The organism is Candidatus Thiodiazotropha endolucinida, assembly GCF_001715975.1.
GTDB lineage: Bacteria > Pseudomonadota > Gammaproteobacteria > Chromatiales > Chromatiaceae > Thiodiazotropha > Thiodiazotropha endolucinida.
The window spans coordinates 144,562-158,092 of record NZ_MARB01000005.1 but is presented as its reverse complement, the minus strand read 5'-3'; the positions used below and the strand labels follow the sequence as shown (position 1 = coordinate 158,092).

The 13,531-nt window shown below is 53.6% G+C and carries 10 protein-coding genes and 1 riboswitch; of the genes, 4 read left to right on the top strand and 6 right to left on the bottom strand.

The window, feature by feature from the left end:
- The first annotated feature begins 95 nt into the window (after nucleotides 1-95).
- A riboswitch (S-adenosyl-L-homocysteine riboswitch) is annotated at nucleotides 96-176 on the top strand.
- Nucleotides 177-196: 20 nt separating this feature from the next.
- Nucleotides 197-1,639, top strand: a complete 1,443-nt coding sequence (gene ahcY / locus CODIS_RS05725; protein ID WP_069122057.1) for an adenosylhomocysteinase — start codon at nucleotides 197-199, stop codon at nucleotides 1,637-1,639.
- Between the two features lie 161 nt (nucleotides 1,640-1,800).
- The gene (metF, locus tag CODIS_RS05720; protein ID WP_069122055.1) at nucleotides 1,801-2,649 is read left to right on the top strand and encodes a methylenetetrahydrofolate reductase [NAD(P)H]; all 849 of its coding nucleotides are present in this window, start codon (nucleotides 1,801-1,803) and stop codon (nucleotides 2,647-2,649) included.
- Nucleotides 2,650-2,661: 12 nt separating this feature from the next.
- On the opposite strand, the gene CODIS_RS05715 is transcribed toward metF, so the two are convergent.
- Nucleotides 2,662-4,761, bottom strand: a complete 2,100-nt coding sequence (locus tag CODIS_RS05715) for an ATP-binding protein (protein ID WP_069122053.1) — start codon at nucleotides 4,759-4,761, stop codon at nucleotides 2,662-2,664.
- 483 nt (nucleotides 4,762-5,244) lie between these two features.
- Between CODIS_RS05715 and CODIS_RS05710 the strand changes: the two genes are divergently transcribed.
- On the top strand, nucleotides 5,245-5,637 hold the full coding sequence (locus CODIS_RS05710; RefSeq protein WP_069122050.1) for a PilZ domain-containing protein: 393 nt from the start codon (nucleotides 5,245-5,247) through the stop codon (nucleotides 5,635-5,637).
- Here CODIS_RS05710 and CODIS_RS05705 read toward each other — a convergent pair.
- From CODIS_RS05705 to CODIS_RS05690, 4 genes are all read right to left on the bottom strand, one after another.
- Nucleotides 5,627-6,568 (bottom strand): Nudix family hydrolase, encoded by a 942-nt coding sequence (locus CODIS_RS05705; protein WP_235615139.1) that lies wholly within the window; start codon nucleotides 6,566-6,568, stop codon nucleotides 5,627-5,629. The genes CODIS_RS05710 and CODIS_RS05705 overlap by 11 nt on opposite strands.
- Nucleotides 6,569-6,697: 129 nt before the next feature.
- Complete coding sequence (gene argJ, locus CODIS_RS05700) at nucleotides 6,698-7,900, bottom strand: bifunctional glutamate N-acetyltransferase/amino-acid acetyltransferase ArgJ (protein WP_069122044.1); 1,203 nt, start codon at nucleotides 7,898-7,900, stop codon at nucleotides 6,698-6,700.
- Between the two features lies 1 nt (nucleotide 7,901).
- Nucleotides 7,902-10,718 (bottom strand): preprotein translocase subunit SecA, encoded by a 2,817-nt coding sequence (gene secA / locus CODIS_RS05695; protein WP_069122041.1) that lies wholly within the window; start codon nucleotides 10,716-10,718, stop codon nucleotides 7,902-7,904.
- Between the two features lie 171 nt (nucleotides 10,719-10,889).
- Nucleotides 10,890-11,822 carry a M23 family metallopeptidase gene (locus CODIS_RS05690; RefSeq protein ID WP_069122038.1) on the bottom strand — a complete coding sequence of 311 codons (933 nt, stop codon included), beginning with the start codon at nucleotides 11,820-11,822 and terminating at the stop codon, nucleotides 10,890-10,892.
- Nucleotides 11,823-12,002: 180 nt separating this feature from the next.
- Here CODIS_RS05690 and CODIS_RS05685 point away from each other — a divergent pair, with 180 nt between their 5' ends.
- A complete protein-coding gene (locus CODIS_RS05685; protein WP_162420144.1) occupies nucleotides 12,003-12,377 on the top strand; it encodes a DciA family protein in 375 nt (124 codons plus the stop codon).
- A gap of 140 nt (nucleotides 12,378-12,517) precedes the next feature.
- Here CODIS_RS05685 and lpxC read toward each other — a convergent pair whose 3' ends face one another.
- Complete coding sequence (gene lpxC / locus CODIS_RS05680) at nucleotides 12,518-13,435, bottom strand: UDP-3-O-acyl-N-acetylglucosamine deacetylase (RefSeq protein ID WP_069122287.1); 918 nt, start codon at nucleotides 13,433-13,435, stop codon at nucleotides 12,518-12,520.
- Nucleotides 13,436-13,531: the final 96 nt, after the last annotated feature.

The following is a 13,531-nucleotide window of genomic DNA, read 5'->3' as shown; positions in this document are numbered from 1 at the left end:
CTCCTTTAATTCCTGGAGTCTCTTGGCGATACAAACCCGTGCGGAGCACCCTCAACAATTCACAATTCAAGATTCATAATTCATAATTAGACATCCTGACCGAGGAGCGCTGCAACGGGTGAACATCCGCCAGGCTCGGAAGGGAGGCTTGATGCAATCAACCGCGCTCACTCACGATAATCAGGAGATGACTACCATGAGTGAGTTGACCAACTACAAAGTTACCGATTCGTCAAATCAGTTCACCGACTACAAGATTGCCGACATATCACTGGCCGACTACGGACGTCGTGAAATTGCCATCGCTGAAACCGAGATGCCCGGTTTGATGGCGATCAGGGAGAAATATGCTGTTCAACAGCCGCTCAAGGGGGCCCGCATCACCGGTTCCCTGCATATGACGATTCAGACCGCGGTGCTGATTGAGACACTGGTCACCCTTGGCGCCCAGGTTCGCTGGTGCTCCTGTAACATCTTCTCTACCCAGGATCATGCTGCAGCGGCGATTGCCGCAGAAGGGATTCCTGTATATGCCTGGAAGGGAGAGACATTGGAAGAGTATTGGTGGTGCACCGAGCAGGTCCTCAATTGGCCGGACGGTGGTGCCCCGAACATGATTCTCGACGATGGCGGTGACGCAACCCTGCTGGTCCATAAAGGGGTTGAATTCGCCGATTCAGGTGCGGTTCCCGAACCTCAGGATGACGACCCCGAGGAGTGGCGTGTAATCCTGGGCGTATTGAAACGCAGTCTCGAAGAGGATCCCAAACGCTATCACCGTATGGCGGAATCGATTAAGGGGGTCACCGAGGAGACCACAACAGGTGTCCATCGGCTCTATCAGATGATGGAACAGGGCACGCTGCTCTTCCCGGCCATGAACGTTAACGACTCGGTCACCAAATCGAAGTTCGACAATCTCTACGGCTGTCGTGAGTCCCTGGTCGATGGCATCAAACGCGCCACCGACGTGATGATTGCCGGAAAAATAGCCGTGGTCGCCGGTTACGGCGATGTGGGCAAGGGTTGCGCACAGTCATTGCGCGGGCTGGGAGCTACAGTATGGATCACGGAAATCGATCCCATCTGCGCACTCCAGGCAGCGATGGAAGGCTATCGCGTGATCACCATGGAAGAGGCGGCGCCCCAGGGTGATATCTTTGTCACCACCACCGGCAACTTCAAGATCATCACCCACGATCACATGGCGGCGATGAAGGACCAGGCGATCGTGTGCAACATCGGACACTTCGACAATGAGATAGATATTGCCGGCATCCGCCACTATGCCTGGGAAGAGATCAAACCTCAGGTGCACCATGTCATCTTCCCGGACGGCAAGCGCATTATCCTGCTCGCCGAGGGCAGATTGGTCAATCTGGGGTGTGCCACGGGGCATCCAAGTTTTGTCATGTCCAACTCTTTTTCCAATCAGGTATTGGCGCAAATTGAGTTTTTCACCCATTCGGAAAACTACAAAAACGAGGTCTATGTACTGCCCAAAAAACTGGATGAAGAGGTAGCCCGGCTACACCTGGAAAAGATCGGCGCCCATTTGACGACCCTTACCCCGGAACAGGCTGACTATATCGGTGTGCCTGTCGAAGGACCGTACAAACCCGATCACTACCGCTACTGACAGGTGCAGTTGAACCGGAATCGACTGATCCGCTTGCCAATCTGGCGGGCAGCCCCGCCATGCCGGTCACTGATAACGCATCAGGGCGTGGCTCTGCCATCCTGGTGAGCCTTTCCAGCGACAGAGGCCAAATTAGAATTCAGTGCTAAATAGACCCAGCTATGCATACAGAACATCAACAACGAAACTTCAGCTTTGAACTCTTCCCGCCAAAGACGGAAAAGGGTTTGGAAAACCTCAAACAGAATGTAGCTGAGCTGAACACCAAGCAGCCAGCCTACTTTTCCGTCACCTACGGTGCCGGCGGATCCACTCGGCAGCGGACATTCGATACTGTAGAGTGGTTGATGGATGAACAGATTACCACCGCTCCCCATCTCTCCTGTATCGGTGCCAATCGGGATGAAATTCTAGAGATTCTCGAACACTACAAGTCGATAGGCATTCGTCGTCTGGTTGCGCTGCGAGGCGATCTGCCCTCGGGCACAGGCCTGGGTGAGCTAGGTGACCTGAATCATGCCAATCAACTGGTGGAACTGATCCAGGAGACCTACCCTCGCCTCTTTCATATCGAGGTCGCAGCCTATCCCGAGTTTCATCCCCAGGCGAGCAGCCCGGAACAGGACCTGATTTATTTCAAGCGCAAGATAGAAGCAGGCGCAGACAGCGCCATAACCCAATATTTCTATAATGCCGATGCCTATTTTCGATTTCTCGATAACTGTCAAAAGCTGCAGATCGATATCCCAATAGTCCCTGGCATAATGCCGATAACAAATTTCACCCAACTGGCCCGTTTCTCCGATGCCTGTGGCACGGAGATCCCCCGCTGGCTGAGAAAACGGCTTGAAGGATTCGGTGACGACCTGGAGGCGATTCGCAGCTACGGTACCGAGACCGTAATCCGATTATGTGAACGCCTATTGGAAGGGGGAGCACCGGGACTGCACTTCTACACCATGAATCAGGCCAAACCGACCCTTGCTATCTGGCAGGCCCTATCACTGTAAACGCCGGGCCAATTAGGTAGGAACAGGATGCGGTTCTCCGGGAGAGGGTCGATTGATATTTAATTTGCACTGTTCGATGATTGCATCCAGCATTTCCGGTTCAACCGGTTTGGTCAGAAAACCGTCCATACCCGCTTCAACGCAACGATCAAACATCTCGTGCACACTGTTTGCAGTCAATGCATAGATCGGCATATAACGATGCTTGGGTTCGATGCTTCGATAACGCCGTGTAAATTCCAGTCCATCCATATTGGGCATGCGCAGATCGATAAAGGCCAGCTCATAGTCTTCATCCGAAACCGCTTGCAGTGCCTCGCTGCCATCCTTGGTTATCCGTACCCTGTGCCCGCGTTGAATCAGCAAGGTGGAGATCACTTTTGCCGCAATGGCGTTATCCTCGGCTAACAGTACATTGATACCTTGCTTATCCACTGGTTCCATATCAGCCGGGTATAGATTTAGTTGCCGGCTCGATCTGATGTCCAGTGCCCGCATCGCCATCTGGGCAAACTCTGATGCGAGAAATGGTTTGAACAGGATATTTTCAGGGTTTTTGATGACGCCCATGTCCTGCATACGGCCACGATACCCGGCGACGATAAGAGGCAGTGCGGGTACAACCGCATGAGCCTTATATAAAATCTCCTGTATGGATGTATCGTGTAGTGAATCGCAGACCATCAATAACTCAACACGGTTGTCCAGGCTGGCAAGAAAATCACCTGGACGGTTGGCGGTTATCACCTTCATGCACAGCTCCCGAGCAACTGCGCTATGCAACTCCATTGCCTTGGAATCCTCCTCATAGATGAGTATGCAGCGACCCTCTAGCTGAAATGCCTCCCCCCCTTCCAACTGACCATCCCTCATCTGCAGTGGCAACCTGACACTGAAGGCGGACCCCTCGCCCAACTGGCTGACCACTTCCACCGTCCCACCCATCAGCCGGGTCAGATCACGTACCACAGTGGTGCCCAATCCCGCTCCCTCAAAACGGCGTGCATTGCCGATATCCGCTTGCCAGAAACTGTCGAACACCGCCTCCTGGCGATCTTGTGGAATACCGATGCCTGTATCCTCTACCTTGAGCAGAATATGGGGTTGAGCAAAAACTCCGGGGTCTTCCACCTTTTCCAATTCGACGCGAATGTATCCTTTGTCGGTAAACTTCACCGCATTACCCAGCAGATTAAACAGAATCTGCGAAATCCGTAGCCTGTCACCAAACAGTTCCTGTCCCACGTTTGGATCCACATGGCAGAGGAGCTCGATTTGCTTATCATGGGCCATCTCTGCCTGGCTTGAGATAACACTTCTGACCAGGTTGCGGATATCGAACCATTCAGGCAGCAGTTCGAGTCTGTTGGCGTCGATTTTGGATAGATCGAGCACATCGCTGATCAATGACTTCAGCAGATCGGCCGATGATTGAATCGAGTGGAGATACTCTTTCTGTTCCATATCCAAGGGTGTTCCCTGCATCAAGCGGGTCATGCCGATAACACCGATCAATGGTGTACGCAGCTCATGCGTCATGGTTGTCAAGAAATCACCACGGGCCTTCTTCGCAGACTCCGCCTCCTGCTTGGCAAGGTAGAGCCGCCTCAAAAGAAAGTATTGATAGAGCGGAATGACCAGCAGTAGCAACAGGAAAAAGAAGGCATCGAAACCATGGCTCTGCCAAGATTGCAGATAGATCAGCACCAGATTGTAAGCACTGAAATTGAGCAGGGTCGCCATCAGCAGAAGCCGTTTACCATATCTGGTCCCATAAGAGAGATAGATCCACAGATAGATCAGGTAGAAAGGGCTGATGGCATCCGATGTCAGGACGATTGCCAGGCTGGTTGCGCTGACATCAACCACCAGCATGATCTCCTTTCTGAACGGCAAATCATGTCTGTATCCAACGTTGATCAGCACTGCCAGGAAGAAAACAAAATAGCAACCATACAGGCTCAGATAGAGACTTGTACCAACCGGGTAATACTCCGTGGAAGTACCCAGCCACATAAACAGAATACTGAACAGCCAGATGGCTAATCTGACCAGTGCCTGTTGGTACTCTGAGTTTGACAACAGCTCAGGATCGGAAAATTTAGCGAACATATGTGTGTCATCCCTTTCTAGACTCAAGCAACTCCATGCTGGTGCCTGTCAACTCCCATCCAATCACAGCTGATGGGCTGAGGCTGTTTTTCAGCCCGGCGGCATTATCATTCGCACATATAAGACTACTGGATTTCGTTCATTCTGCATTGCCGGACGAAAGAACCGTTTTGGCAGTACCGAATGGATAGGTGTTAACAGACCCTAGGGCCACCCCGCTACACCACAGGGGTTAATATCGGTGTAACATGATAGCAAGAAAGAGGCTCTTTTTTTACATCACGCAAGTAATTGATATTAATGGATTAATAAAATCTGAACCGATGACGCATCCGGCTGCGACGAGTAACATCGGGTAACCTGAACAATCTCCTCCTAAGTTCTAGCAACAATCAGCCGATGTCTATCTTATCCGGTCAAAACCTGTCTGACAGTCCGGAATAACAGAACCGTCATTACCCGTAATATATAAGGCTGAAAGCGATGTATATTAAGAGGCCAAGCCAACACAACCAGGAAAACACGCCGCATCCCTCGGATCGGCGTACCATCAAGCGTCGTCACCTGATCTACTATCTGCGGGTATGGCAGATTGATCAAAACAGTGTGATGGGGCATGTGGTTGATATCAATACCGAGGGCATGATGCTGATCAGTGAAAGCCAGGTAAAGACCGGTGAAGAGATGCACCTCGAGCTCCGCCTGCCTGACGGCGAGGGTGAACTCAGGTCCATGAGATTCAAGGCAATCTGCCGTTGGAGTGCTAAAGATATCAATTCCGCTTTTTACGATTCGGGATTTGAATTCATCGACAAATCCCCGGATGCGGGCGAGACACTGCAAAAATTGATCGAAGAGTACGGGTTTACCGATTGAGCCCCCAAAAAGTCGAAATACCCGCGATCCCCTGAGCGCCGGCAAGTTTTGCCTGCCTCAGCGAGTCTGACTGCATACCACCCAATGCGTAGACAGGTATATTGACCCGGTCGACCCACTCCGTGAAACGAAACCAGCCCAGGGCCTGGGCATGAGGATGCGAGCCTGTGGCCTCGACAGGTGAAAGCAGCGCATAGTCCAGCTCCAATTCGGCTGCCCGTGCCAGTTCTTCAGGATTGTGGCAGGAAGCGCCCAGCAGTCCTGCACCGGAGGGATGGTGCGTCAGTGCCATCAGTTGCCGTGCCGTGAAGTGAACCCCATCGGCCTCTTGCCGCCAATCCGCCACCCTCTCGGGCCGGTTGACGATGAGTTTGACGCCCCGTCCGTGACAACGGGGTAGACAGGCGGACAAAAGCTCACGGTAATCTATATCCGTCAAGCCGTGTGCCCGTAACTGTACAATACCCACACCACGATCCAGCGCCCTGTCCAGCCGCTGCAGAAAATCCTCCAACCGATCACCATCCCCGCCTGTAATCAGATACCGGCTCGGTAGCTGCAATGCGGTGATCACAGGTCGGTCGGCAGCGGGAAAACCGCCTGGCTCCATCTCCTCAGGCAACAGCCATTTCAAAGGCTGCCCCTCGAGTCCGCTGGCCTCACCCTGATAGCGAGTGACACGAAAAAACTCGAGCAGCAGGTTGCGATCGCCGTAATCATGCCTGACCCGAATCAGGGGATCACACTCGAGCGGTACGATACCGAGCTCCTCTTTGAGCTCCCTTGCCAAGGCCTGCTGGTTGGATTCACCCGGTTCGCATTTGCCTCCCGGGAACTCCCACAAACCGCCCTGGTGCAGATGGTCGACACGCCTGGTCACGAGCACGCGAGCTCCGCTGTCGAAGATGGCTGCTGCGACTACATGGATCATGGTGTGTGGGCTAACCTGGGGTCTGAACATTTGGGGCCTGTTGATTGATCAGCATGTCTGGAAAGGGTTCGCCAACACAGCTAGCGGCTTCTCTCACGCTGAAACCGTTGAACAGTATAGGACACCACGTCAGGTACGGTACTCAGCATTGATCTTGACATAGTCATAGGAGAGATCACAGGTCGCTACCCGCGCCAGCATGTCACCACGACCGAGCATGACACGAATGGTAAACTCATCACGACTCATCACCGAAGCCCCCGCCTGCTCGGTATATTCCGCTGCCCGGCCGCCGTTGCGCACGATACAGGTATCATCGAGCCAGATTTCGACACGGTCGATATCGAATCCGGCGAGCCCCGCACGACCCACCGCTGCCAGAATCCTTCCCCAGTTGGGATCGGAGGCGAAGAGCGCTGTTTTGACCAGGGGCGAATGGGCAATGGTGTAGGCAACACGTCTTGCCTCCTTTTCATCTGCCGCATCCTGCACCAGAATCTCCACCAGCTTCGTCGCCCCCTCACCATCGCGGACAATATCCCGCGCCAACTCCATACAGAGTTCCGTCACTTCATCCACAAACTTCTTGTAGAGATCGGATCCACGCTCTGTCAGCGGCGCAAGGGTGGATGCACCACTGGCCATCAGCACACAGGCATCATTGGTTGAGGTATCGCCATCCACAGTAATACTGTTGAATGAGGGCTTCACCGCATCATCCAGACAGGCCTGTAACAACGCCTGGGAAATGCTCAGATCTGTCGCCAGGTAAGCCAGCATCGTTGCCATGTCGGGACAGATCATGCCGGATCCCTTGGCCATGCCCGTGAGACGTACCTGTACGCCCTCAAACTCAAAATGGCGTGAACGCAGTTTCGGTCGGGTATCGGTGGTCAAAATGGCCCTTGAGGCGGTCTCCCAACTACCGGTGCTTAAGTTGTCAATGGCAGCGGGTAGCGCATCGTGGATGCGTTCGACTGGCAGGCTCTCACCAATCACTCCGGTGGAAAAGGGCAGCACCTGGTCCGGTTGACAGGCTACGGTCTCCGCCAATACCCGGCAACAGGCATGGGCGTCCTGCATACCCTGATCGCCGGTCCCTGCGTTGGCATTTCCCGAATTGATCAGCAAATATCTCGGCGGCCTGAGCGCCAGATGTTTTTTGGCGAGCTGAACCGGCGCGGCACAAAAGGCATTGCGGGTAAACACCGCCGCGCAACTCGCCCCTTCCACCACTTCGATGACCACCATATCATCCCTGTCGGGATATTTGATTCCTGCCGCCGCCGTGCCAAGCCGTATACCGGGGATGGCGAATTGAGTGGCGTTCATGTCAACTTATGCGACCATGGCACTGCTTGAATTTCTTACCCGATCCACAGGGACAGGGCTCGTTTCTGCCGATCTTCCGACCTTCGCGAACAAACGGCTGTTGAGGCTCCCGCGCATGTTCCTCCATCTCTGCAGGTGCGGCCTTCTCTTCCGGCAGTCCCTCGAAAGTCTCGTGCTTGAACTCGAACTCATCGACCCTTGGTTGCCGCTCCTGGATCGCCATCTCTTCCGGCATCTGTACCTGGACCTTGGATAGTAGTCCGGTCACCTCCTGCTTGATACTCTCCAGCATATTGGAGAACATCTCGAAGGCCTCGCGCTTGTACTCCTGCTTCGGGTTCTTCTGTGCATAACCGCGCAGGTGGATACCCTGGCGCAGATAGTCCATCGCCGCCAGATGCTCCTTCCAGTGACCGTCGAGGGTCTGCAGCATGATCGCCTTCTCGAACTGACGCATGTTCTCGGCCCCAACCAGGGTCTCCTTGTCCTGATAGACGCCCTGCAGGATCTGGGTGATCTTCTGTTTCAGGGTCTCCTCATGCAGATCGTGATCCTCATCCAGCCACTGCTGGACCGACCATTCGCCGCCAAACAGTTCGTTCAGCGATTCACTCAGTCCTGGAACGTCCCACTGTTCCTCGATGCTATCCCGGGGTATATGGCTATGAAATACCTCGTCCAGAACGTCACTGCGCAAAGCTGTGATTGATTCGGAGATATCTGAGGTATCCATCAGGTCATTACGCTGTTCATACACGACCCGCCGCTGATCATTGGCCACATCATCATATTCCAGCAGCTGTTTACGGATATCGAAGTTACGCCCCTCCACCTTGCGCTGGGCATTTTCGATCGCCCGCGAAACCCACGGGTGCTCGATCGCCTCGCCCTTTTCCATACCGAGTTTCTGCATCAATCCACCCACCTTGTCGGAGGCGAATATGCGCATCAGATTGTCCTGCAGAGAGAGATAGAAGCGACTCGATCCTGGATCGCCCTGACGCCCTGAACGGCCACGCAGCTGATTGTCGATACGCCTCGATTCATGACGTTCAGTACCGATCACATGCAGGCCGCCGGCATCCAGTACATGTTGGTGGCGCTTCTTCCAGGCCTCCTTATGCTCATCAACTTCGGCTGGATCAGGAGTGTCTCCCAGTGCCTCCAGCTCAGACTCCAGATTGCCGCCCAGTACGATGTCGGTGCCCCGGCCCGCCATATTGGTTGCGATGGTAACGGCGCCGGGTCGGCCCGCCTGGGCCACAATCACCGCCTCCTGCTCATGGTGCTTGGCATTCAGCACCCTATGTTCCACCTCTGCATCATTCAGCAATCCGGAGACCAGTTCCGAGGTTTCGATGGAGGCAGTACCTACCAGGACAGGCTGTCCCCGTTTCACGCAATCCTCTACATCTTCAAGGATCGCATCGTACTTCTCTTCAGGGGTCAGATAGACCAGGTCACCCATATCGTCCCGAATCATAGGCATGTTGGTCGGAATGACCACCACTTCCAGACCGTAGATCTGCTGAAACTCGAAGGCCTCGGTATCCGCTGTACCGGTCATGCCCGAAAGCTTGTTGTAGAGACGGAAGTAGTTTTGAAAGGTGATCGAGGCAAGCGTCTGATTCTCATTTTGAATCTCGACCCCCTCTTTCGCTTCCACCGCCTGATGCTGACCGTCCGACCAGCGCCGGCCCGGCATGGTGCGGCCGGTGAACTCATCGACGATGATGACCTGGCCGTCCTTGACGATATAGTCAACATTGCGTTGAAACAGGGCGTGGGCCCTTAGGGCGGCATTCGCATGATGCATCAGAATGATGTTGGATGGATCATACAGACTGGCCCCTTCTTCCAGCAGTCCCGCTTCAGTCAGCATCTCCTCGAGATGTTGATGTCCCTCCTCGCTGAAGAAGACCTGGCGCGCCTTCTCGTCCACCGAGAAATCGCCTGGACCGAAATCGGGCTTACCCTCCTCGTTGGTGATCGGATCCTGCCGGGTCAGGCTGGGAATGATTTTGTTGACCGCCTTATAGAGCTCCGAGGAGTCCTCCGTCGGCCCGGATATGATGAGTGGTGTACGCGCCTCGTCGATCAGGATGGAGTCCACTTCATCAACGATGGCAAAATTGGGTGGACGTTGCACACGTTGCTCCGCACTGAATGCCATGTTGTCCCGCAGATAGTCGAAACCGTACTCGTTATTGGTACCGTATGTGATATCCGCTGCATAGGCCTGCTGGCGGGAGACCGGTCTCAGATGGGGGTATCCGCCATTCTTTGCGTCATGCTCGTGATCATACAAATAGGAGGAACTGTCAGGTCCCATGCCCCCTGAAGAATTGATGACGCCAACGGTCAAACCGAGAAAATCGTAGATACGCCCCATCCAGGCGGCATCGCGCCGTGCCAGATAGTCATTTACCGTCACAACATGGACGCCCTTGGCCGGCAGGGCATTCAGGTAGGCCGCCAGGGTAGCCACCAGGGTTTTACCCTCACCGGTCCTCATCTCTGAGATTTTTCCCTGATGCAGAACCATGCCGCCGACCAGCTGAACGTCAAAATGACGCATCTGCATCACCCTGCGGCCTGCCTCCCGTACCACGGCAAAGGCATCATTCATCAGGTTATCCAGGGTTTCTCCCGCTTCCAGGCGGGTACGAAATTCGGCAGTCTTTGCCTTTAATGCCTCATCAGAGAGCTTCTCAATATCAGCCTCCAGGGCGCTGATCTGGGAGACTGTCTTTGACATGCGTTTGATCAGGCGCTCATTTCGGCTACCGAAGATCTTCTTGAAGATGTTACTTACCATTAATCGGGGTTTCCGTCACAGATGGGAAATTTGTGGATGATACAGCAAGCGGTGGAATTGCTGAAGGTTGGGGTGAGCTGGATTGCGGCCGCCTAGGCAATGTTGACATCAATCATGGGGATCGATTCAATCAAATTCTGGATTAAATTCGGAATTTTTCGGTGTAATGGATCAGCCCTGGTTCCGCTTGTTGAGAATATAGCGAGTGGGATCGATCGTCTTTCCGTTGCGTACTACCTCGAAATGGACATGGGGGCCCGTGGAGCGACCGGTTGAACCCATCTTGGCGATAACCTGCCCCTGCTTGACACGATCACCGACCTCGACCAGGATCTCCTTATTGTGGCCGTAGCGGGTAACGTATCCTTTACCGTGGTTGATCTCGATCATCTCCCCGTAGCCGTAGCGCTTTGCGGACCAGGTGACAACACCGGCCGCGACAGCAACCACATCCGAACCGTCCTTGCCGGCAAAATCCATCCCTTTATGCATGGTACGCTTGCCGGTAAAAGGATCATTTCGCATGCCATAATAAGAAGATATCCAACCCTTGTTGACAGGTCGCCCGGTGGGATGAACCGACTCTTCCAGATTGGAGTTCATGATCAGATCCTCGACCAGGGCAAGTTGTTGATGGCGATGGTCGATCAATTGCTCCAGCTGTTCCATCTCCCGTAACAGATCAGGCAATGCCGATTGCTCGGTGTGGGAAGTCATCACCTCGGGACCACCCAGCGCAGGCGGTTCGTCAAAGCTGAACTCGCCTTTATCGAGTCCACCGATATTGACCAGACGTTCACCGAGCGCATCCAGACGCAAAAGCTGCGATTGCAATTGGCCTAGGCGGATCGCCAGGGCATCGATTCCACCCTGGGTGTCGGATTTGGCATCCTCAAGTAATTGACGCTCCCGGGCAAATGTCTGCTTCAGGCCGGCAACCAGCTGATGCTCAGGAAACTCCGTATCATTGACACCCATCTGGTAACCAAGCCACAGCATGCCGGCACCGAATAGGGTAGTTAATCCAACCAAAAGAGAGGCACGCAGGCAACGCAGCAGCGTGCCGCAGGTCTGTCCGATTCCGCGTAAGTATATGATATTCATTGTAAAAAACAGCTGAATCTCAGGCTATATACAACTAATGTCGGTCACAAAACACCGAACTTTATCATTTTATGCACAAAATGTGATGTTTTTTATCAATAAATTCTCTAACCTCGTACTATGGAACCTGTATCAACAATAGTCGGCTCGGGGACAATCCTTAGCGAATTGGGAAAACAGTTGTCAGCGCAAAGGACGCTCCATCAACAGCTCAAACAGCTACTGACTGCTCCCCTCGATTCGCAACTCAAGGCAGCAGTGCTGCAGCATGGCAACCTCAACCTTTTCGTCGCATCACCGGTATGGGCCAGCCGATTCCGCTATCTGTTGCCTCAACTGCGAACACAACTGCGGGCTAACGGTATTGATGTGAAACAGGTTCGCACCCGTATCCTGCCGAATGATTCAGTCAAACCCAGACAAAAGAAGAGAGATCGAATCGTTCTGAGTCAAGAGGCCGGCGAGCAATTACGGCAATCCGCGGAAGCCATCGAAGACCCATCACTGCGGGAAGCGCTACTCCGCATCAGTCGGCACGGGATGGTGAATCGGTAACATTTGCGAATAGATCCTATTCCCCGAGGCGATTGAAAGGTTTCGGTTTACCCAACACAGAAAGATTTGATTGAGAAGCCATAAAAAAGGGCTGTGTAAACAGCCCTATTAAGTAACGGCCGGATTATTCGATTTGATATTCAGGAGATAGTGAGATGGGCCGGTTTCATGTATGAAATCGGAGCATCTTCAGGCTCATCGAAGGTTATCTCCTCCCAGGCATCCTGTTGGCTGATCAGCTCCAGCAGGAGACGGTTATTCAGCGCATGGCCTGATTTGTGGCCACTGAAGGAACCAATCAAGCTGTGACCCAGAAGATAGAGATCGCCGATGGCGTCGAGGATCTTATGTTTGACGAATTCGTCTTCATAACGCAATCCATCATCATTCATGACCCGGTAATCATCGACAACCACAGCATTGTCAAGACTGCCTCCAAGAGCCAGCTCTTTCTGACGCAACATCTCGATATCCCGTAGAAAACCGAAAGTGCGGGCACGACTAACCTCTCTGACGAAGGAGGTGGAGGAAAAGTCAACCGTGGCAAACTGGGAGTGTTCTTTGAAAGCGGGATGGTCGAAATCGATTGTGAAGGAGACTTTGAAGCCGTCAAAGGGCTCGAAACTGGCGCGTTTATCCCCCTCTTCCACCTCAACCTTGCGTTTAATGCGAATGAAACGCTTGGCCTTGTTCTGCTCTTCGACACCGGCGGATTGCAGCAGAAACACGAATGGGCCCGCACTGCCGTCCATGATCGGCACCTCAGCGGCGCTAACATCGACATAGGCGTTGTCGATACCCAGTCCGGCGAACGCGGAAAGCAGGTGTTCGACTGTGGAAACCCGTACGCCGTCCTGCACCAGGGTGCTCGAGAGTCTCGTATCACCCACATTTTCCGCGCAAGCGCGTATCTCGACCGGCGGATCAAGGTCGACACGTCTGAAAACGATCCCGGTGTCAGGGGCTGCCGGACGTAGGGTGAGGTAGACTTTTTCCCCTGTATGCAGCCCCACTCCCGTGGCGCGTATCACGTTCTTCAACGTACGTTGCCAAATCATCGACATTCAGCTCCCTAGGCTGTGACTTACCCTTTTCAAGGCCCAAAAACGGCGCATCCTACCACATGAATCTGGTTGTAGAAACAACATCCAGCC

Excerpts from the sequence above, each read along its gene's own strand:
- CODIS_RS05715 (WP_069122053.1), bottom strand. The coding sequence starts at position 4,761 with ATGTTCGCTAAATTTTCCGATCCTGAGCTGTTGTCAAACTCAGAGTAC.
- secA (WP_069122041.1), bottom strand. The coding sequence starts at position 10,718 with ATGGTAAGTAACATCTTCAAGAAGATCTTCGGTAGCCGAAATGAGCGC.
- lpxC (WP_069122287.1), bottom strand. The coding sequence starts at position 13,435 with ATGATTTGGCAACGTACGTTGAAGAACGTGATACGCGCCACGGGAGTG.
- CODIS_RS05690 (WP_069122038.1), bottom strand. The coding sequence starts at position 11,822 with ATGAATATCATATACTTACGCGGAATCGGACAGACCTGCGGCACGCTG.
- metF (WP_069122055.1), top strand. The coding sequence starts at position 1,801 with ATGCATACAGAACATCAACAACGAAACTTCAGCTTTGAACTCTTCCCG.
- CODIS_RS05710 (WP_069122050.1), top strand. The coding sequence starts at position 5,245 with ATGTATATTAAGAGGCCAAGCCAACACAACCAGGAAAACACGCCGCAT.
- ahcY (WP_069122057.1), top strand. The coding sequence starts at position 197 with ATGAGTGAGTTGACCAACTACAAAGTTACCGATTCGTCAAATCAGTTC.
- argJ (WP_069122044.1), bottom strand. The coding sequence starts at position 7,900 with ATGAACGCCACTCAATTCGCCATCCCCGGTATACGGCTTGGCACGGCG.
- CODIS_RS05705 (WP_235615139.1), bottom strand. The coding sequence starts at position 6,568 with ATGATCCATGTAGTCGCAGCAGCCATCTTCGACAGCGGAGCTCGCGTG.